Here is an 18,982-nt window from a genome sequence, read left to right on the forward strand (position 1 = left end):
CCCTACCTGCGCTTCGAGGCCGCCGAGCTGGCTCCTTTCCGGGCGGAGCTGGCGGCGGGGAACTGGCTGCATAGTGCCTGCATCAGTTGTGCATACTGGCCGGCCGAGAGGTTATTGGCCGAGCCGCCACTGCCCGCGTGCACCAGCAGCCAGGGCCGCTCCGCCGCTATCCCCAACGCCGCCGCCAGCTCCGCCCGGAAAGGAGCCAGCTCGGCGGCCTCGAAGCGCAGGTAGGGCGGCGCGGGTTCGACCGGCGTCACCCCATGGTGGTGCAGGAAGGCCCGCACCAGATCCAGGTTGTACTCGTACTCGGGCTTGGCGGAGCGGGAACGGCGCTGGGTCACCCTGTGGTTGTAGAGCACCTGGGCCAGCTTGGTGGCCGGTGCCCAGCGCTGGGGGATACCGGCCTGCCACACCAGCCTGGCGTTGCGAAAGTTGGAGAACAGGCAGATAACCGCATCGAACCGGCCACTTTTCAGCTGATCCAGCAGGGCGCGTTGCGCGGTCGGTGTCCCCTCCTTGCCCGGATCCAGCAGCACCCGGTCGATGCTCGGGCAAAGCTCGGCCAGTTCGCGGGTATAGGCGGGAACCAGGGCAACCACCTCGCAGCCGAGCGAGGCCTTGAGCATGGCGAAGGCCGGCCAGGCCAGCATAAAGTCGCCTATCTTGTCGTTGCGAACCACCAGTACCCGTTTCATATCGCGCTCCACCTTGTTCCTGTGCTGCGGTATTCTACCCCAAACTCTTCAGCTGCGTTTGCCAATAAGGACATCCCATGAGCATCAGGGTCATCTACCCCGGCACCTTCGATCCCATCACCAACGGTCACCTGGATCTGATAGAGCGCGCTTCCCGACTGTTCAACGAAGTGGTCGTGGGGGTGGCCTTCAGCCCCAGCAAGCGGCCCATGTTCTCGCTGGACGAGCGGGTCGAACTGGTAAAGGAAGTCACCGGCCAACTGGGCAATGTCACCGTGGTGGGCTTTTCCGGCCTGCTGGTGGACTTCGCCCGGGCACACCGGGCCAATGTGCTGATCCGCGGCCTGCGCGCCGTGTCCGATTTCGAGTACGAGTTCCAGCTCGCCAACATGAACCGGCGGCTGATGCCGGAGCTTGAAAGCGTCTTCCTTACCCCGGCGGAGGAGAATTCCTTTATCTCCTCCACCCTGGTGAAGGAGGTGGCGATCCACGGCGGCGATATCAGCCAGTTCGTGCCCGCCGCCGTGGCCGAGGCGGTGGCCACCAAACTGGGCTGATCCTCACCGCTGGCAGAGCGGGCAGAACACTGTGCTGCGGCCGTTCATGCGCACCTCGCGCAGCAGGGTGCCGCAGCGGGTGCAGGGCTGTCCGGCCCGGCCGTACACCTGCAACTCCTGTACGAAGTAGCCGGGCTTGCCGTCGCTGCCGGTAAAGTCCTTCAGGGTGGTGCCGCCCTGGCCGATGGCCCGCGCCAGCACCGCCTTGATCTCCCCGGCCAATTTCAGGTAGCGCTCCCGACCGATATTGCCCGCCTCCCGTTTGGGGCTGATGCCGGCGCCGAACAGTGACTCGTTGGCGTAGATGTTACCCACCCCCACCACGATGTGGTTGTCCATGATGAACTGCTTGATGGCCGTCTTGCGGCCCCGGCTGCGCTGGTAGAGGTAGTCGCCGTCAAAGGCCTCGGTGAGCGGCTCGGGCCCCAGTCTGGCCAGCAGCGGGTGCTGCTCCGCCGGCGCCCGGGTCCACAGCAGGCAGCCGAAGCGGCGCGGATCGTTGAGCCGCAGCAGCTTGCCGTTGGCCAGCTCGATATCCACATGATCGTGCTTGCCCGCCGGCGTGCCCTGGGGCAACACCTTGAGATTGCCGGACATGCCCAGGTGCAGAATGGCGGTGCCCCAGTCGGTTTCCAGCAGCAGGTACTTGGCCCGGCGGCGGATGCCGACGATGGTGAGCCCCGCCAGCTCCTGGATTTCCGCCGGCACCGGCCAGCGCAGGCTGGGGTTGCGCACCACCACCCGCATCACCGACTCCCCCAGCAGATGAGGAGTAATGCCCAAACGGCTGACTTCGACTTCTGGTAACTCCGGCATCTCGCCCTCCTGCTACAGTGAGGCGGCAGTATAGCCAAGGTGGCGGCCATAAAAAAACCCGGCCGGAGCCGGGTTTTTTTTTCGAAGGCAGGATCTTACTTGATCTTGCCTTCTTTGTAGATCACATGCTGGCGGATCACGGGATCAAACTTTTTGATCTCCATTTTCTCGGGCATGTTGCGCTTGTTCTTGGTAGTGGTGTAGAAGTGACCAGTACCAGCGCTGGAGTTCAGGCGGATCTTCTCGCGAATACCTTTAGCCATGGGTTATCTCCTTAGACCTTTTCGCCACGGGCACGCAGGTCAGCCAGGACACTGTCGATACCTTTTTTGTCGATGATACGCATACCCTTGGTGGTGATGCGCAGTTTTACAAAACGCTTCTCGCTTTCAACCCAGAAACGGTGGGTCTGCAGGTTGGGCAGGAAGCGACGCTTGGTGGCGTTGTTGGCGTGAGAGCGGTTGTTACCAACGGCTGGCCGCTTACCAGTTACTTGGCATACTTTAGACATGTCAGTCTTCTCCAAAACTTACTTTTGCTCGAGCAATCAATCACCCCGTTGGCCGTCTGTCGGGGCAAAATAAGGCGGCAATTTATACAGCATACCGCGCCCGAGATCAACTAAAAGCCGAGCGTCCGGCACTAAAGCCAGCCACGCTCGGCAAAAGATACGGTTTCACCGTCACCAACCACCAGATGATCCAACACCCGGATATCCAGCAGCCCCAGGGCGGCCTGAATGCGTTCGGTGATCATGCGATCCGCCCGGCTGGGCTCGGCCACTCCGGACGGATGATTATGCACCAAAATGACCGCGGCGGCACCCAGTTTCAGGGCCAGGGCCACGATTTCCCGCGGGTACACCGCCGCCGCGTCCAGGGTGCCGAAAAACAGCTCGTGGAAGCGGATCACCCGGTGCTGGTTGTCGAGCAGCAGCAGGGCGAACACCTCCCGGCCCCGGTCCCGCAACTGCGCCTGCAAATACTGGCGGGTCAGTTCGGGGCTGGTGAGGGCATGCTCGCGCACCAGCTTTTCATCGAGAAAGCGGCGCATCAGCTCCAGGCTGGCCTGCAACTGCACGTACTTGGCCAGCCCCAGGCCGGGCCCCTCGCAAAACTGCCGCGGCTCGGCTTGCAGCAACTGGCGCAGGGAGCCGAACTGGCTCAGCAGGGTACGCGCCAGGGTCACCGCGTCCATGCCCCGGCTGCCGGTGCGCAGAAAAATCGCCAGCAGTTCCGCATCCGACAGGCTGGCCGGCCCCCGGCTCAGCAGTTTTTCGCGGGGGCGTTCCCCCTCCGGCCAGTCCTTGATGCTCATCGCCGCTCCCCCCTGCCCAACCGTTAAAGCCTAGCCCAGACTCCGCCCGGGCCGCACAATTCACCCGTTTGTGGTAATCTTGCCGGCCTGTCCAGTTAGGGAACGCAGCCATGTCATTAACGGGAAAACGCATAGTTATCGGCATCACCGGCGGGATCGCGGCCTACAAGAGCGCCGAGCTGGTGCGCCGCCTCAAGGAGCGGGGTGCCGAGGTCCGGGTGGTGATGACCGAGTCCGCCAAGGCCTTTATCACCCCGCTCACCCTGCAGGCGGTGTCGGGCGAGCCGGTGTCCGACTCCCTGCTGGACCCGGCCGCCGAAGCCGGCATGGGCCATATCGAACTGGCTCGCTGGGCCGAGCTGCTGCTGATCGCCCCGGCCAGCGCCAACACCCTAGCCCGGCTGGCCGCCGGCCTGGCCGATGATCTGCTCACCACCCTCTGCCTGGCCACCCCGGCCGTAGTGGCGGTGGCCCCGGCCATGAACCAGCAGATGTACCGCCACGCCGCCACCCAGGCCAACCTGGCGACCCTGGCCGACCGCGGACTGGCCATCTGGGGCCCGGCCCGGGGCGAACAGGCCTGCGGCGACGTGGGGCCGGGCCGGATGCTGGAGCCGATGGAGCTGGTGGCCGAGGTAGAGCGTCATTTCACTCCCCAAGCCCGACCCCTGGCGGGCATTAAACTGATCCTCACCGCCGGTCCCACCCGTGAGGCGCTGGACCCGGTGCGGTTCATCTCCAATCACAGCTCCGGCAAGATGGGCTTCGCCCTGGCGGCGGCAGCGCAGGAGCTGGGCGCCGAGGTGCTCCTGGTGAGCGGCCCCGTCGGCCTGCCCACCCCGGCCGGGGTGACCCGCATCGAGGTGGAGAGCGCCCGCCAGATGCACCAGGCGGTGATGGCGCACATCGCCGACCAGCAGATTTTCATCGCCTGCGCCGCCGTGGCCGACTACGCCCCCAAAACGGTGGCCGAGCAGAAAATCAAGAAAACCGCCAGCGACACCCTGGTCATCGAACTGACCAAAAATCCCGATATCGTGGCCGAGGTGGCGGCCCTGCCGGACAAGCCCTTTACCGTGGGATTTGCGGCCGAAACCCGGGATGTGGAAAAATACGCCCGGGACAAGCTCAGCCGCAAGGGGCTGGACATGATCGCGGCCAACGACGTGGCCAAGGCCGGGCAAGGCTTCAACAGCGACGACAATGCCCTCACCGTGTTCTGGCCGCAAGGCCGGGCCGATTTACCCCTGGCCGGCAAGACCCAGCTCGCCAGGCACCTTTTGATCCTGATTGCAGACCGATACCATGAACGCCATTGAACTGAAGATCCTCGACCCCCGCGTGGGCACCGACTTCCCGCTGCCGGCCTACGCCACCCCGGGCTCCGCCGGCCTGGATCTGCGCGCCTGCCTGGACGCCCCCCTGGAGCTGGCCCCGGGCGACACCACCCTGATCCCCACCGGCATCGCCATCCATATCCAGGATCCCGGCCTGTGCGCCACCATACTGCCCCGCTCCGGCCTGGGCCATAAGCACGGCATCGTGCTGGGCAACCTGGTTGGCCTGATTGACTCTGACTACCAGGGTCAGTTAATGGTATCCTGCTGGAACCGCGGAAAGGATCATTTCACCATACAGCCGGGAGAACGCATCGCCCAGCTGGTGATCCTGCCCGTGGTGCAGGCCCAATTTACGGTAGTTGACGAATTTGACCAAAGCGAGCGGGGAGAAGGCGGTTTCGGCTCTTCCGGTCGCCACTAACCAAGTTGAGTGCGCCTATGGCCAATACCCAGAACAAGAAAAACCGTCGTGAACAAATCCTGCAGGCCCTGGCCCACATGCTGGAAACCAGCCCGGGGCAGCGGATCACCACCGCCAAGCTGGCGGCGGCGGTGGGCGTGTCGGAAGCGGCGCTTTACCGCCACTTTCCGAGCAAGGCCCGGATGTTTGAGGGATTGATCGACTTCATTGAGGAAACCCTGTTTTCCCGGATCAATCTTATTCTTCAGGATGAAAAGGACAGCGCCCTGCGCCTGCGCTACATACTGCAACTGGTGCTGGGCTTTTGCGAACGCAACCCCGGCATTACCCGCCTGCTCAACGGCGACGCCCTGCAGGGCGAGCACGAGCGGCTGCTGGCGCGCATCAACCAGTTGTTCGATCGGCTGGAAACCCAGCTCAAGCAGGTGATGCGCGAGCGCCGCCTCTACGAAGGCGAGGGCTTCGCCGAAAACGAGACGGTGCTGGCCAACCTGCTGCTGGCCTATGCGGAAGGCCGCATCAACCAGTACGTTCGCAGCCAGTTTCGCATCAAACCCACCCACAACTTCGACAGTCACTGGCAATTGCTGCACCGGCAGCTGGCCGTGGCCGCCTGACGCCCGTCGTCACATCTCCCCCGCCCTTGCCGGCATCACCGGCAAGGGCGCGACCAAAGCAACAATAACGAGAGAGGCACGTTTATGGATACAGAATTGCTCAATACCGACATGCTGAACGAGGCCCAGAGCTGGATCGTCAATAACCAGGGGCTGATCATCGAGTATTCGGTGAATATCGCCGCCGCCCTGCTCACCCTGATCATCGGTTTCATGGCGGTCGGCATGCTGACCGGCGGCCTGAACAGGGTCCTCAAGGCGCGCAAGGTCGACAGCACCATCTCCGACTTCGTCACCAGCCTGCTCAAGTACGGCCTGCTCGCCTTCGTGATCATCGCCGCCATGAGCCGGGTCGGGGTACAGACCGCTTCCTTCGTGGCCATCGTCGGTGCCGCCGGCCTGGCCGTGGGTCTGGCGCTGCAGGGCTCCCTGTCCAACTTCGCCGCCGGGGTGCTGCTGATCGGCTTCCGCTTCTTCAAGGCCGGCGACTACGTGGAGGCGGCCGGCACCGCCGGCACCGTGCACTCGGTGCAGATCTTCACCACCATACTGCTGACCCCGGACAACCGCATGATAGTGGTGCCCAACGCCAAGATCCTCAACGACAACATTATCAACTACTCCCGGGAGAAGACCCGCCGCATCGACCTGGTGATCGGCGTCTCCTACAGCGCCGACCTGAAGAAGACCAAGGAAGTGCTGACCCGCATCGTCAACGCGGACAGCCGCATCCTTAAAGAGCCCGAGTGCCGCATCGCGGTGAACAACCTGGGCGCCTCCTCCGTCGACTTTATCGTCCGCCCCTGGGTGCAGGCGGAGGATTACTGGACGGTGCGCTTCGATCTGCTGGAAAAGATCAAGAACGAGCTGGACGCCAACGGCATCGGCATCCCCTTCCCGCAGATGGACGTGCATCTGCACCAGAAGGAGCCCCAGCGGATGAAGCAGGAAGTTGCCTGACTCCGCCGTCATCAACCACAAAAAAGCCGCTTCTCAGCGGCTTTTTTATTAAATTCCGTATTGCTCCCGGTAGGCCCGTACCCGTTCCAGGTGCTCGGCCATCTCCGGCCTTTCGCCCAGGTAGTCGATCAGATCCGCCAGGGTGATGATGGCGGTGACCCGGGCCTGGTAGTCCCGCTCCACTTCCTGGATGGCGGACAGTTCGCCCTTGCCCTTCTCCTGGCGGTCCAGGGCGATCAGCACCCCGGCCAGGGTGGCGCCGTTGGCCTGGATGATGTCCATGGACTCGCGGATGGCGGTGCCGGCGGTGATCACGTCGTCCACCAGCATGATGCGCCCGGCAAGCGGGCTGCCCACCAGGTTGCCGCCTTCACCGTGATCCTTGGCTTCCTTGCGGTTGAAGCAGTAGGGCACGTCCAGGTCGTGCACCTCGGCCAGTTGCACCGCGGTGGCGCTGGCGATGGGAATGCCCTTGTAGGCGGGGCCGAACAGCACGTCGAACGCCACCCCCGCATCCACCAGGGCGGCGGCGTAAAAGCGGCCCAGCCGGGCCAGGTCGCGGCCGCTGTTGAACAGGCCGGCGTTGAAGAAGTAGGGACTCTTGCGCCCGGATTTGAGGGTGAATTCGCCGAACTTGAGCACGGACTTGCTCATGGCGAACTCGATAAACTCACGCTGGTAGGCTTTCATCTTTTCCTTATCTCCGCTCTTGTTACAGGCCGGCAATGGCCCGGCGCTGGTACTCCACCAGCTCGTCGATGCTTTTATGGGCCAGGGCCAGCATGGCCAGCAGTTCTTCGTGGCTGAAGGGCTCGCCTTCCGCCGTGCCCTGTACCTCTATCATTTTACCCTCGGCGGTCATCACCACGTTCATGTCGGTCTCCGCCGCCGAGTCCTCGGTGTATTCCAGATCCGTCACCGCCAGGCCGTCGACGATGCCGACAGAGATGGCCGCCACCAGGGTCTTGAGGGGATTGGCGGCGATCATACCTTTTTCCTGCATCCATTGCAGGGCGTTGGCCAGGGCCACGCAGGCGCCGGTGATGGAGGCGGTACGGGTGCCGCCGTCGGCCTGGAGCACGTCACAGTCCACGGTGATGGTGTACTCGCCCAGGGCCTTGAGATCCACCGCCGCCCGCAGGGAGCGGGCGATCAGCCGCTGGATTTCCATGGTGCGACCACCCTGCTTGCCCTTGGCCGCCTCCCTTTGCATCCGGCTGTGGGTGGAGCGGGGCAGCATGCCGTATTCCGCCGTCACCCAGCCCTGGCCCTTGCCCTTGAGGAAGCGGGGCACCCCGGTTTCCACGGTGGCGGTGCACAGCACCTTGGTGTGGCCGAACTCCACCAGCACAGAGCCTTCCGCGTGACGGGTATAGTTGGTGGTGATGGTGACCGGCCGGATTTGATCGGGCGCGCGTCCGCAGGCTCGTGTTGACATGGGATCCTCCAAATGGGGTGAAAAGCGGGTTTCGCCCGGCGGGCGAAGTGGCGCCATTATAGAGAAAGCGGACGGCCATTGCATGCCGTCCGCCATTGGCGCCGGCCCCACCCTGTGTCACACTCTGGTTATGACGCCCAATTACCAGATGAGAACCCCATGATCCACAGCATGACCGCCTATGCCCGTCAGGAATTCAAGCAAGACTGGGGCACCGCCGTGTGGGAAATCCGCTCGGTCAACCAGCGCTACCTGGAAACCTACACCCGCCTGCCCGAACAGTTCCGCGGCCTGGAACCCCTGGTGCGGGAAAAACTGCGGGCCCGGCTGCAACGGGGCAAGGTGGAATGCGGCCTGCGCTTCGAGTCCAACCTGGCCAACCAGGGACAGTTGCAGATGAACAAGGCCCTGGCCGAGCAACTGATCGAAGGCGCCACCTGGGTGATGGAAAAGGCCGGCCACGGCAGCATGAACCCGGTGGACATACTGCGCTGGCCCGGGGTGATGGAAGCCCAGGCTCAGGACATGGACGCCCTCAGCAGTGCCCTGATCGGCTGCCTGGATACCGTCATCGACGACTTCCTCGCCGCCCGCGCCAGCGAAGGCGACAAGCTGAAAGCGCTGATCGAGCAGCGGCTTGACGGCATCGAGCAGGAAGTGGTCAAGGTGAAAACCCATATGCCCGACGTGCTGGCCTGGCAGCGCCAGCGCCTGCAGGAACGCTTCGAGGAGGCCAAACTGGAGCTGGACCCGCAGCGGCTGGAGCAGGAAATGGTGCTGCTGGCACAGAAGGTGGACGTGGCCGAAGAACTGGACCGCCTCGGCGCCCACATTGCCGAAACCCGCAAGATCCTCAAGAAAGGCGGCGCCTGCGGCCGTCGGCTGGACTTTATGATGCAGGAGTTCAACCGCGAGTCCAACACCCTGGGCTCCAAGTCGATCAACGCCGACATCACCGCCTCGGCGGTGGAATTGAAGGTGCTGATCGAGCAGATGCGGGAGCAGATCCAGAATATCGAGTGATGCTTCACCAACTGATTGCTCGATCCGGCCCTTGTGTCACAAGGGCTTTTTGTTCCAAACCCTAGTGACAAGCGATGCGTTTCCCGGTAGCGGAGAACGGGACGGTGAGCGTGGTCCGCCAGGCGCCCCCGCGGCAGTAATCCCCGCTCCGGTCACCCGGAGCGGCTTATTCCAGTCCGACCCAAAGGGTGCTGAAACCGCTGCCCGGGTAGCGGGCCCTGACCGGCTCTCGTCCGGGAGGCAAAGACCACCAGTCACTCGCCTGCAGCATCGCCTCCAGTACCAGCCGCAATTCCAGCCTGGCCAGGGGCGCCCCCGGGCAGACGTGGATGCCGGCGCCATAGAGCAGGTTGTCCGCCGGATCCCGATCCAGGCGGAACTCGTCCGGATCGCCGAACACCGCCTCATCCCGGTTGGCCGACGCCCAAAGAATGGAAATCCGCTCGCCCGCCACCAGCGTTTGGCCACCCACCTCGACTTCTCTGGTGGTCACCCGGCGGTTGCTGATCAGGGGCGCATGAATGCGCAGGATCTCGTCGATGGCGGCGGGCAGCAGCGAGGCATCCTGGCGCAATTGGCGCTGCACCTCGCCGTGCTCGGCCAGATAGTGGATCAGGATGCCGATGCTGGCGGTGATGGTGCCGAGTTCGCCCACCGTCCAGTTGCGCAGCAGGCTGACCAGTTCCTCGTCGGTCATCGGCCGCCCCGATACCCGCTCCCGCAGCAGGGCGGTAGTCAGATCGTCCGGGGCATCGGCACCCAGCGCTCTGCGCTCCGCCAGCAGGGTGCGGATATAACCGTCGAACTCGGTTGCCACCGCCGCCAGTTGGGCCCGGTCGCCGGCCAGGGTTGCGCGGTGGTTTTTCCCGGCCCATTGGCGCAGCGGCTCGTGCAACGAGGCCGGCCAGCCGAGAAAGGCGCATTGCACCCGCAGCGAGAACGGCTGGGCCAGGCTGGCCATCATCTCGCATTCGCCCTTGGGCAGGGCGGTGGCCAGGCGACGGGCCAGTTCCCGGCAGAGCGGCTCGAAGGCCGCCATGCGCTTGTCATCGAAATAAGGCTCGATCAGCCGCCGGTACCGGCCATGCTCCGGCGGGTCCATGCCATTCGGCACGGACAGATGACGGGATACAGCATTGCTGAAACCGTGGTGATCCTCGAGGATGCGGCGCACCTCCCGGTGGCCGAACACCGACCACTGCAGATAATCGCTGTAGGCAACAGGGCATCGCCGGCGCAGTTCATCATAGGCGGCAATCTGATCCTGCAGGACGGCTTCGGCCCTGGGATCCCAGTCTATTGGGGGTTTATCGGCCATTGTGGCTCCTTTTTTCATCACCGGCGACAACGTCGCCGGTATCAAATACCCGACAGATGGTCATTGCCGCATAAAGCCCCGGGTTCGCCCTTGATCGGGATCAGGGATAATGTGCATTTAAAATATCACTGCTCCTCATATCCCCCATTCACCACTCTATTTTCAATATTTCCCGAAACTTATCGGTAAATGACACAATATTTTCAACATTTCCTGCTATTTACCGGTGAAGGGCTCACCGACGCTGGCAAAGGGACTCAAAACGACATTAAGCTGAATCCATCCCAGTCTCGCCGGAGCACAGCGCCCTTACCCGAATCACCACCGCACGCACCACAAAATAACTAACAACCAACAACATAGAGCACCGCCGGCAACGAACGCCGGCGTATCTTAGGGAGAAGAACATGAACCAATGGCATCGCCTCGGCATGCGCACCCGCCTGTTTATCGCCACGGCCCTGCTGCTGGCCGTCCTCGTCCTGCTGGTGGTGGTACTGCAATCCACCCTCAACGGACGGGACCGGCTGTCCCGGCTGCAGCACGACGAGTTACCCACCGCGCTCTCGGCCATCGCGGCCCAGGTCCAGGCCAGGCTGAATACCGCCATCACCGGCTCCGAAGCCCTGGCCAGGAATCCCTTTATCCTGGACTGGATTGCCGCCGGCGCGCCGGCAGAACAACTGCCGCAGATGCAGGCGGCCCTGGCCCAGGTGCAGGAGTCGCTGCAGGCCACGGCGGTGTTCATGGCCACCAACGACGGCCGGGAGATACGCTACCACCACTACGAAGACGGCAAGCTCAACTGGCGACGGATGTCCGCCGACAACCCCGACGACGCCTGGTACTTCAGCTACCTGAACGGCGGCCGGTCCTTTGAGCTGAACCTGGACACCAACGCCTTCAGCGACGAGCAATTGCTGATGTTCGTCAACTTCCGCAGCCACCGCACCAACCCGGCGGGGCAGCCGCTGAACGTGGCCGGCGGCGCCATGAACATGAGCCAGCTCGGCGCCCTGATCCGGGAGTTCCGCATCGGAGCCGGCGGCCAGGTGATGCTGGTGCAGCCTTCCGGCCTGGTCGACATCCACCCGGACATGAGCCAGGCGGGAAGGCTCGACCTGGGCAGCCAGCCCGAGCTGGCCGGCCTGCTGTCCGACAAGAGCGAGCAGGGCCGCATCCTCCGCCTGGACTGGCAGGGGGAAGAGAAATTCATCGGCGCCATCTGGATGCCCGCCCTGCAGCGTTTTCTGCTGGCCGAGGTGCCCACCGCCGACATCCAGGGAGAGATCCGCCACAACCAGTTGACCACCCTGGGCATCGCCGGCCTGCTGCTGAGCCTCGGGCTGGTGCTGCTCTATCCCATGGCCGGCGCCCTGATCGCGCCCCTGGCCTCGCTGCGCCGCCAGATCAGCGCCACCGCCGACAACCTGGATCTGCGGGTACGCTTCGATACCCGGGATCAGGCCGAAATCGGCCACCTGTGCCGGCAGTTGAACCTGCTGATGGACAAGCTGCGCCAGACCTTGAGCGAAGTCCGCCATGTCAGCGACGAAACCGAAGTGGTGGTGGAGCAGTTGCACGGCGGGGCCCGGGAAGCGAGTGATTCCTTCCATCAGCAGCAGTCGGCACTGGAGCAGATCACCCGGGTCATGCACGGCATCACCACCCAGGTGGCTGACATCGCCACCAACGCCGGCGAGGCCGGCCGTTACTCGGAAGAAGGCAGCGCCGTGCTGGACGCGGCGGAGCGGCAGCTGGAGCAGAGCTACGGTGCCATCGGCCGGCTGGAGCAGGACATGCTGGATGCCAAGGCGCGGATGGAGTCCCTGCGCCGCCACAGCGACGACATACTGCACGTGCTGGAAGTGATCCGCAGCATCTCGGATCAGACCAACCTGCTGGCACTCAACGCCGCCATCGAGGCGGCGCGGGCCGGCGAGCACGGTCGCGGTTTCGCCGTGGTCGCCGACGAGGTGCGCCAGCTGGCCCAGCGCACCCAGAGCTCCACCACCGAAATCCAGCACATGATCGACAACCTGCGCGGCGCCAGCGCCCAGGTGGCCGAGCAGATGGAGATCAGCGCCGGCAGCAGCCAGCACGGCCTGGCCAGCCTGACCAGCACCCGCGACCAGCTGCGGCAGATGAGCCGGCGCCTGGGGGAGGTGTTTGCCATCAACAGCAGCATGAGCACCGGCACCCGGGCCCAACAGGACGCCATCGGCCAGATCCACGAGGGGCTGCAACACCTGGCCGAGCAGGGCGCCCGGGCCAGCACCATGGTGCAGCAGGCCGCCAGCGCCAGCCAGCACCTGAGCCAGCAGGTCGGCCGGCTGCGGGACAAGGTGATGGTGTTCCAGTGCTGAGCCCGGCTTATACGCATAATAATTCGGTATTTACGATGTTTCTGGCAGGTAAAAACTGATAGAGCCGAAGCGGTCACCTGATCATAATGAAATCTGCGTGGAGGGCACTTCCGCAGCAAGCTATAGTTACTTTTGACTGGCCGTTGTGTTTACAACGGCCATTTTTTTATCCGCCGGCTTCTGGTAAGCTTTGCCGCCCCTGGTTCCAGCCGCCATGCTCGGCGCTGGCAGACAACCTCGAACGGGCAGACACTATGGCGCACATCGGTACCCTCTTTATCATTTCCTCCCCCAGCGGCGCGGGCAAATCCAGCCTGATCAAGGCCCTGCTCGAGCGCCCCAGCGCCGACGGCCGGCTGCAGGTGTCGGTCTCCCACACCACCCGGCCGATGCGCCCGGGCGAGGTAGACGGGGTGCACTACCACTTCGTCGACAAGGCGCAGTTCGAACAGCTGATCGCGCGGGGCGCCTTCTACGAGTGGGCCGAAGTGTTCGGCAACTACTACGGCACCTCCCGCGAGTGGATAGACGCCCAGCTGGCCCAGGGCATCGACATCCTGCTGGACATCGACTGGCAGGGCGCCCGCCAGATCCGGGAGCAGTCGCCCAGCGCCAAGTCCATCTTTATCCTGCCGCCCAGCCGGGAAGAGCTGGAGCGCCGGCTCAACGCCCGCCAACAGGACAGCGCCGAGGTGATCAGGGGCCGCATGGCCAAGGCGGTGTCGGAAATGTCCCATTACGACGAATACGACTACCTGCTGGTCAACGACACCTTCGAGCACGCCCTGAACCAGCTCAGCGCCATCATCGAGGCCGAGCGCGCCAACACCGGCAAGCAGGCGGCCCGTTACCAGGACTTGCTTTCCCGGCTACTGGCGGAATAAGCTAAGATCCATTAGAATTTTGCACCTTTTTTAATCATTGGAGTCCATTATGGCCCGCGTTACTGTTGAAGATGCTGTAGAACAGATTGGCAACCGCTTCGATCTGGTCCTGGTTGCCGCCCGCCGCGCCCGCCAACTGGCCACCCAAGGCAAGGAGCCGCTGGTCGACGAAGAGAACGACAAGCCCACCGTGATCGCCCTGCGCGAGATCGAGGAAGGCCTGGTCAACCACGCCGTGATGGACGTGCAGGATCGCCAGGAACAGCAGGAGCTGGAAGCCGCCGAACTGGCCGCCGTGGCCGCCATCGCCGAAGGCCGCAGCTAACACCGGCTTGCCCTCCAGGCCCGCGCCGCGGGCCCCTTCCCGGCCTGAGCGGGCCTCATCTCTGAACTGTGTAAACGGCGTTGACTGTCGGGGTATAGATAGATTGTATCTGTTTGAATCACTCAAGGAGTTGGCCTCCAGCTATCTGCCGGCCGAGCAGGTCGAACAGCTGAAGGCCGCCTATATCCTGGCCCGGGACGCCCACCAGGGTCAGACCCGTTCCAGCGGCGAGCCCTACATCACCCACCCGGTGGCGGTGGCCCGCATTCTGGGCGAGATGCACCTGGACCACGAAACCCTGATGGCCGCCCTGCTGCACGACGTGATCGAAGACACCCCGGTCACCAAGGAGCTGCTCGAACACCAGTTCGGCAAACCGGTCGCCGATCTGGTGGAAGGGGTCTCCAAGCTCGACAAGCTCAAGTTCCGGGATCGCAAGGAAGCCCAGACCGAAAACTTCCGCAAGATGGTGCTGGCCATGACCCAGGACATCAGGGTCATCCTGATCAAGCTGGCCGACCGCACCCACAACATGCGCACCCTGGGCGCCCTGCGCCCGGACAAGCGCCGCCGCATCGCCCGGGAAACCCTCGAAATCTATGCCCCCATCGCCAACCGCCTCGGCATCCACAGCATCAAGAACGAACTGGAGGAGCTGGGCCTGGAAGCCCTCTACCCCATGCGCACCCGGGTGCTGCGCGAGTCGGTGCGCCGGGCCAGGGGCAACCGGCGCGAGATCATCCAGTCCATCCTGGAGGAGATCAAGGGCCGGCTGGACGACGCCCGTATCGAGGCCCTGGTCCGGGGACGGGAGAAAAACCTGTTCTCCATCTACAACAAGATGGTGAAGAAGGAGCTGCAGTTCCATGAGGTGATGGACATCTACGCCTTCCGGGTGATCGTCAAGGACATCGACACCTGCTATCGGGTACTGGGCCAGATGCACACCCTGTACAAGCCCCGTCCGGGCCGGTTCAAGGACTACATCGCCATTCCCAAGACCAACGGCTACCAGTCGCTGCACACCTCATTGGTGGGGCCTCACGGGGTGCCGGTGGAGGTGCAGATCCGCACCGAGTACATGGATCAGATGGCCGACAAGGGGGTGGCGGCCCACTGGGCCTACAAGCAGGACGGCGAAAGCTCCGGTACCACCGCCCAGGTGCGGGCCCAGCGCTGGATGCAGAGCCTGCTCGAGCTGCAGCAGAGCGCCGGCTCCTCCTTCGAGTTTATCGAAGGGGTCAAGACCGACCTCTTCCCCGAGGAAATCTACGTGTTCACCCCGGAAGGCCGCATCCTGGAGCTGCCCTCCGGCGCCACCCCGGTCGACTTCGCCTACGCGGTGCACACCGACATCGGCCACGCCTGCGTCGGCGCCCGGGTGGATCGCCAGCCTTTTCCGCTCAGCCAGCCGCTGCATTCGGGCCAGAGCGTGGAGATCATCACCGCCCCCAGCGCCCGCCCCAACGCGGCCTGGCTCAACTTCGTGGTCACCTCCCGCGCCCGCACCAAGATCCGCCAGTTCCTCAAGAACCTGCGCACCGAGGAATCGGTGCTGCTGGGCAAGCGGCTGCTCAACCACGCCCTGGGCGCCAAAAACCTGGAAGACATTCCCCCCGAACGCGTCGAGCAGGTGCTGAAGGACACCAAGCACGGTTCCCTCAACAACCTGCTGGCCGACATCGGCCTGGGCAACGCCATGAGCGTGGTGGTGGCCCGCCGGCTGCTGGGCCAGCTGGACGAGATCCCCGCCGAACGCAACAAGGCGGTGAAGAAGATGCCGATCCGCGGTGCCGACGACATGCTGCTCAACTTTGCCAACTGCTGTCGTCCCATCCCCGGCGATCCCATCGTGGCCCACATCAGCCCGGGCAAGGGCCTGGTGGTGCACCTGGAGTCGTGCAAGAACATCCGCGGCTACGCCAAGGAGCCGGACAAGTACCTGCCGGTGCAGTGGGATCTGGAGCAGGATTTCGACTTCGAGTTCAAGACCGAGATCGGCATCGAAATCGTCAACCATCAGGGCGCCCTGGCCGAGCTGGCCAACGTGATCGCCGCCACCGGCGCCAATATCCACAGCATCAGCACCGAGGAGAAGGACGGCCGGGTCTATGTGGTGGAGTTGCTGATCACCACCAAGAGCCGGATCCACCTGGCCAACATCATGCGCAAGATCCGGGTCACCCCCAACGTGCTCAAGGTCTACCGCCAGCGCAAATAAATACCCCGGGGCCCGGGGGCGGTCTGCCCCCTCACGCCTCACGCCAGAGATGTTCTCTGCCCGGCTTTCACGATAAACTGGGCGGCATGCCATCCACCCGGAAACAACCCTTGACCGCCATGCTCGCTCGTTTGCTCTTGCTCGGGATCTGCCTCGTTATGAATGTCGCCACCGCCGCCACGCCGCACCTGACCACCGAAGCCGAGCTGCGCCGGCTGGGACTGGCCGGCCTGCAGGCCTTCTGGCGGGACCACGCGGTGGAGGGCCATTTTCGCGCCGGCGACGGCCTGCGCCTGCCCTATGCCAAGCTGGCGAAGGCGGAGCACGACAAGGCGGTGATCCTAGTCAACGGCCGTACCGAGGCCTACCTCAAATACCAGGAGCTGGCGCGGGATCTGTTCGGCAACGGCTACAACGTCTATCTCTACGATCACCGGGGCCAGGGCCTGGCGCCGCGCCTGCTGACCGATCCCCTGATGGGCTACGTGGGCGATTTCAACGACTATGTGCAGGATCTGGAGCAGTTCGTGCAGCAACAGGTGCTGCCGGAGCAACCGCAGCGCCTCTACCTGCTGGCCCACTCCATGGGCGGCACCGTCTCCGCCCTCTGGCTGGCGGAAACCCGGGTGAAGCTGGAGGCGGCGGTGCTCTCCTCCCCCATGATGGGCATCTTCCTCGGCCCCATGCCGCGCTGGCTGGCCGACGCCCTGGTGGCGGTGCTGGACACCGGCTGCCGCTGGCTGGGCAAAACGGTCTGCTATGCGCCGGGCCAGGGGGACTACATGGAGGTGGCCTTCGTCGACAACGATCTGACCCACAGCGAAACCCGTTACCGGCTGTTCCGCGAGCTGTACCGGCAACAACCGGCCCTGCAGCTGGGCGGCGCCAGCCTGCAATGGCTGCGGCAGGGACTGATGGCGGGAGACAACGCCATTGCCAAGGCCAATCGCATCACCACGCCGCTGCTGGTCCTGCAGGCCGGCGCCGACGTGGTGGTCGACAACGAGGCGCAGCGGGCCTTCTGCCAGGCCCAGGGCTCCTGCCGGGACGACAACCCCCTGGTGATCGAGGGGGCGGCCCACGAACTCTTTATCGAGCAGGACCCGCTGCGCCGGCAAGCACTGGAAGCTGCACTGTCGTTCTTCGAACAACATTCCTGAACGGTGCACCCGTTCCCAGCCAACAGGACAGTCCTATGTACAACGTGATAGTGTCGGATCTCGACGGCACCCTGCTCAACAGCCATCACCAGGTTTCCGGCTACACCCGGGAAGTGCTGCACCAGCTGGTGGCCCGGGATATCGAATTCATCGTCGCCACCGGCCGCCATTACGTGGACGTGCGCTCCATCCGCGACAAGCTGGGGCTGAACGTCAGCCTGATCACCAGCAACGGCGCCATGGTGCACAACCCGGACGACAAGCTTATCTACAACCAGACCATTCCCGCCGAGATGGTGGAGGATCTGGTCGGCCGCTTCCGCCTGCCCGGGGTGCACCTCAACGTGTACCGGGGCGAACACTGGCTGGTGGAGGAAGAAATGCCGGGCATGCTCGACTTCAGCCCCGACAGCGACTTCCGCTACCGGCTCACCGATCTGCGCGCCACCGCCAAGCAGGGGGTGGAAAAGGTGTTCTACGCCGGCGATCACCAGCAGTTGCTGAAAATGGAAGAACTGCTGCTGGACCACTTCGGCGACCGGCTCAACATCACCTTCTCCCTGCCCCAGTGCCTGGAGGTGATGCACGGCGAGGTCAACAAGGGCTCGGCGGTGGCTTCGCTGATGGGCCTCAAGGGCATACCCCTACAGCGGGTGATCGCCTTCGGCGACGGCATGAACGACTACGAGATGCTGTCCGGCGTGGGCCGCGGCGTGGTCATGGCCAACGCCCACTCCCGGCTGCAGGATGCCCTGCCCCGCCACGAGCGTACCCTGAGCGCCGACGAAGACGGCGTGGCCCGTTACCTGGCCAGGGTGTTCGGGCTCTGACTCAGGCCATCGCCAATATCGCCCGCCACTGCGCCGGGGTGACCGGCATCACCGACAGCCGGCTGCCCTTTTGCACCAGCGGCATCCCGGCCAGGGCCGGGTTGGCCTTCAGCGCCGCCAGCGGCAGCAGCGGCAGGCGGCGCTCGAAGGTCAGCTCCACCGCATACCAGGTAGGCTTGTCCGGATTGGATTTGGCGTCGAAATAGGCGCTGTCGGGATCGAAGGCGAAGGGATCGGGAAAGCCGGCCCGCACCACCCGGCCGATGCCGGCGATGCCCACCTGCTTGCAGCTGGAATGGTAGATGAACACTTCGTCACCTTCCTGTACCTGGTCACGCAGGAAGTTGCGCGCCTGGTAATTGCGCACCCCTTCCCAGATGGTATTGGCCCGGGCCAGATCGTCGATGGAAAAGGTGTCGGGCTCGGTCTTGAACAGCCAGTAGGCCATGGTGCTCCCTCGTCATTTATTTGCGCCGCCCGCTGGCGGCCCTTGCCGCGCTATGGCAACCTTGTGGGTTGAAAATAGTGACCCTTCACGGAGAAATACGCAATGCACAAACCGCTGTGGCTCGGCCTGGCGCTGCTGCTCACCGCCTGTGGCGGCACTCCCACGCCCCCGCCTCCCGCCCCCCCACCCACCCCCGGGGGGGGAGGCCCCGCGCCTTTCACAATCTCCCCGCCCACCACACCC

Annotated in this window: 20 protein-coding genes and 1 pseudogene; 12 read left to right on the forward strand and 9 right to left on the reverse strand. The window is 64.1% G+C overall.

All coding sequences use genetic code 11. The features are described 5' to 3' along the window. Window positions 1-11 precede the first annotated feature (11 nt). A pseudogene (locus tag CGX12_RS14915) lies at window positions 12-698 on the reverse strand (glycosyltransferase family 9 protein); the annotation flags it as partial. Window positions 699-775: 77 nt separating this feature from the next. Here CGX12_RS14915 and coaD point away from each other — a divergent pair. Then, the gene (gene coaD / locus CGX12_RS14920; RefSeq protein ID WP_094040654.1) at window positions 776-1,255 is read left to right on the forward strand and encodes a pantetheine-phosphate adenylyltransferase; all 480 of its coding nucleotides are present in this window, start codon (window positions 776-778) and stop codon (window positions 1,253-1,255) included. Between the two features lie 3 nt (window positions 1,256-1,258). On the opposite strand, the gene mutM is transcribed toward coaD, so the two are convergent. The 4 genes from mutM to radC form a co-directional block, all read right to left on the reverse strand. Further along, window positions 1,259-2,071 carry a bifunctional DNA-formamidopyrimidine glycosylase/DNA-(apurinic or apyrimidinic site) lyase gene (mutM, locus tag CGX12_RS14925; RefSeq protein WP_094040655.1) on the reverse strand — a complete coding sequence of 271 codons (813 nt, stop codon included), beginning with the start codon at window positions 2,069-2,071 and terminating at the stop codon, window positions 1,259-1,261. 95 nt (window positions 2,072-2,166) lie between these two features. Then, the gene (rpmG, locus tag CGX12_RS14930; RefSeq protein WP_094040656.1) at window positions 2,167-2,334 is read right to left on the reverse strand and encodes a 50S ribosomal protein L33; all 168 of its coding nucleotides are present in this window, start codon (window positions 2,332-2,334) and stop codon (window positions 2,167-2,169) included. A gap of 11 nt (window positions 2,335-2,345) precedes the next feature. Further along, window positions 2,346-2,582, reverse strand: a complete 237-nt coding sequence (rpmB, locus tag CGX12_RS14935; protein WP_014291125.1) for a 50S ribosomal protein L28 — start codon at window positions 2,580-2,582, stop codon at window positions 2,346-2,348. 131 nt (window positions 2,583-2,713) lie between these two features. Further along, window positions 2,714-3,388, reverse strand: a complete 675-nt coding sequence (gene radC / locus CGX12_RS14940; RefSeq protein ID WP_094040657.1) for a RadC family protein — start codon at window positions 3,386-3,388, stop codon at window positions 2,714-2,716. 110 nt (window positions 3,389-3,498) lie between these two features. Between radC and coaBC the strand changes: the two genes are divergently transcribed. The 4 genes from coaBC to mscS all read left to right on the forward strand — a co-directional run bounded on the left by coaBC (window position 3,499) and on the right by mscS (window position 6,726). Then, window positions 3,499-4,707: a bifunctional phosphopantothenoylcysteine decarboxylase/phosphopantothenate--cysteine ligase CoaBC gene (gene coaBC / locus CGX12_RS14945; RefSeq protein WP_094040658.1), complete on the forward strand. Its 1,209-nt coding sequence runs from the start codon at window positions 3,499-3,501 to the stop codon at window positions 4,705-4,707. Next, on the forward strand, window positions 4,694-5,149 hold the full coding sequence (dut, locus tag CGX12_RS14950) for a dUTP diphosphatase (protein ID WP_094040659.1): 456 nt from the start codon (window positions 4,694-4,696) through the stop codon (window positions 5,147-5,149). Before coaBC ends, dut begins: the two co-directional genes overlap by 14 nt. 17 nt (window positions 5,150-5,166) lie before the next feature. Next, entirely contained in the window at window positions 5,167-5,766 is a 600-nt protein-coding gene (gene slmA, locus CGX12_RS14955; RefSeq protein WP_094040660.1) for a nucleoid occlusion factor SlmA, read from the forward strand. Between the two features lie 84 nt (window positions 5,767-5,850). After that, on the forward strand, window positions 5,851-6,726 hold the full coding sequence (gene mscS, locus CGX12_RS14960) for a small-conductance mechanosensitive channel MscS (RefSeq protein WP_094040661.1): 876 nt from the start codon (window positions 5,851-5,853) through the stop codon (window positions 6,724-6,726). Window positions 6,727-6,774: 48 nt separating this feature from the next. Here mscS and pyrE read toward each other — a convergent pair whose 3' ends face one another. Beyond that, window positions 6,775-7,416, reverse strand: coding sequence for an orotate phosphoribosyltransferase (gene pyrE / locus CGX12_RS14965; RefSeq protein ID WP_094040662.1), 642 nt, complete (start codon window positions 7,414-7,416; stop codon window positions 6,775-6,777). A gap of 22 nt (window positions 7,417-7,438) precedes the next feature. After that, the gene (gene rph, locus CGX12_RS14970; protein ID WP_094040663.1) at window positions 7,439-8,164 is read right to left on the reverse strand and encodes a ribonuclease PH; all 726 of its coding nucleotides are present in this window, start codon (window positions 8,162-8,164) and stop codon (window positions 7,439-7,441) included. A 159-nt stretch (window positions 8,165-8,323) separates the two neighbouring features. Between rph and CGX12_RS14975 the strand changes: the two genes are divergently transcribed. Further along, on the forward strand, window positions 8,324-9,187 hold the full coding sequence (locus CGX12_RS14975; protein WP_094040664.1) for a YicC/YloC family endoribonuclease: 864 nt from the start codon (window positions 8,324-8,326) through the stop codon (window positions 9,185-9,187). 166 nt (window positions 9,188-9,353) lie between these two features. On the opposite strand, the gene CGX12_RS14980 is transcribed toward CGX12_RS14975, so the two are convergent. Continuing rightward, a complete protein-coding gene (locus CGX12_RS14980; protein WP_094040665.1) occupies window positions 9,354-10,505 on the reverse strand; it encodes a cytochrome P450 in 1,152 nt (383 codons plus the stop codon). A gap of 407 nt (window positions 10,506-10,912) precedes the next feature. Here CGX12_RS14980 and CGX12_RS14985 point away from each other — a divergent pair, with 407 nt between their 5' ends. The 6 genes from CGX12_RS14985 (at window position 10,913) to CGX12_RS15010 (ending at window position 18,291) form a co-directional block, all read left to right on the forward strand. Further along, window positions 10,913-12,871, forward strand: a complete 1,959-nt coding sequence (locus CGX12_RS14985; RefSeq protein WP_094040666.1) for a methyl-accepting chemotaxis protein — start codon at window positions 10,913-10,915, stop codon at window positions 12,869-12,871. Window positions 12,872-13,125: 254 nt separating this feature from the next. Beyond that, window positions 13,126-13,755 carry a guanylate kinase gene (gmk, locus tag CGX12_RS14990; RefSeq protein WP_094040667.1) on the forward strand — a complete coding sequence of 210 codons (630 nt, stop codon included), beginning with the start codon at window positions 13,126-13,128 and terminating at the stop codon, window positions 13,753-13,755. Window positions 13,756-13,804: 49 nt separating this feature from the next. After that, complete coding sequence (gene rpoZ / locus CGX12_RS14995; RefSeq protein ID WP_094040668.1) at window positions 13,805-14,080, forward strand: DNA-directed RNA polymerase subunit omega; 276 nt, start codon at window positions 13,805-13,807, stop codon at window positions 14,078-14,080. Window positions 14,081-14,183: 103 nt separating this feature from the next. After that, a complete protein-coding gene (spoT, locus tag CGX12_RS15000) occupies window positions 14,184-16,301 on the forward strand; it encodes a bifunctional GTP diphosphokinase/guanosine-3',5'-bis pyrophosphate 3'-pyrophosphohydrolase (RefSeq protein ID WP_094040669.1) in 2,118 nt (705 codons plus the stop codon). Window positions 16,302-16,459: 158 nt separating this feature from the next. Further along, the gene (locus CGX12_RS15005) at window positions 16,460-17,461 is read left to right on the forward strand and encodes an alpha/beta fold hydrolase (protein ID WP_254918310.1); all 1,002 of its coding nucleotides are present in this window, start codon (window positions 16,460-16,462) and stop codon (window positions 17,459-17,461) included. A gap of 35 nt (window positions 17,462-17,496) precedes the next feature. Continuing rightward, window positions 17,497-18,291: a Cof-type HAD-IIB family hydrolase gene (locus CGX12_RS15010; RefSeq protein WP_094040670.1), complete on the forward strand. Its 795-nt coding sequence runs from the start codon at window positions 17,497-17,499 to the stop codon at window positions 18,289-18,291. Between the two features lies 1 nt (window position 18,292). On the opposite strand, the gene CGX12_RS15015 is transcribed toward CGX12_RS15010, so the two are convergent. Beyond that, window positions 18,293-18,739, reverse strand: a complete 447-nt coding sequence (locus CGX12_RS15015) for an EVE domain-containing protein (RefSeq protein WP_094040671.1) — start codon at window positions 18,737-18,739, stop codon at window positions 18,293-18,295. Between the last annotated feature and the right edge of the window lie 243 nt (window positions 18,740-18,982).

This window comes from Zobellella denitrificans, assembly GCF_002237365.1.
GTDB classification, from domain to species: Bacteria; Pseudomonadota; Gammaproteobacteria; order Enterobacterales; family Aeromonadaceae; genus Oceanimonas; species Oceanimonas denitrificans.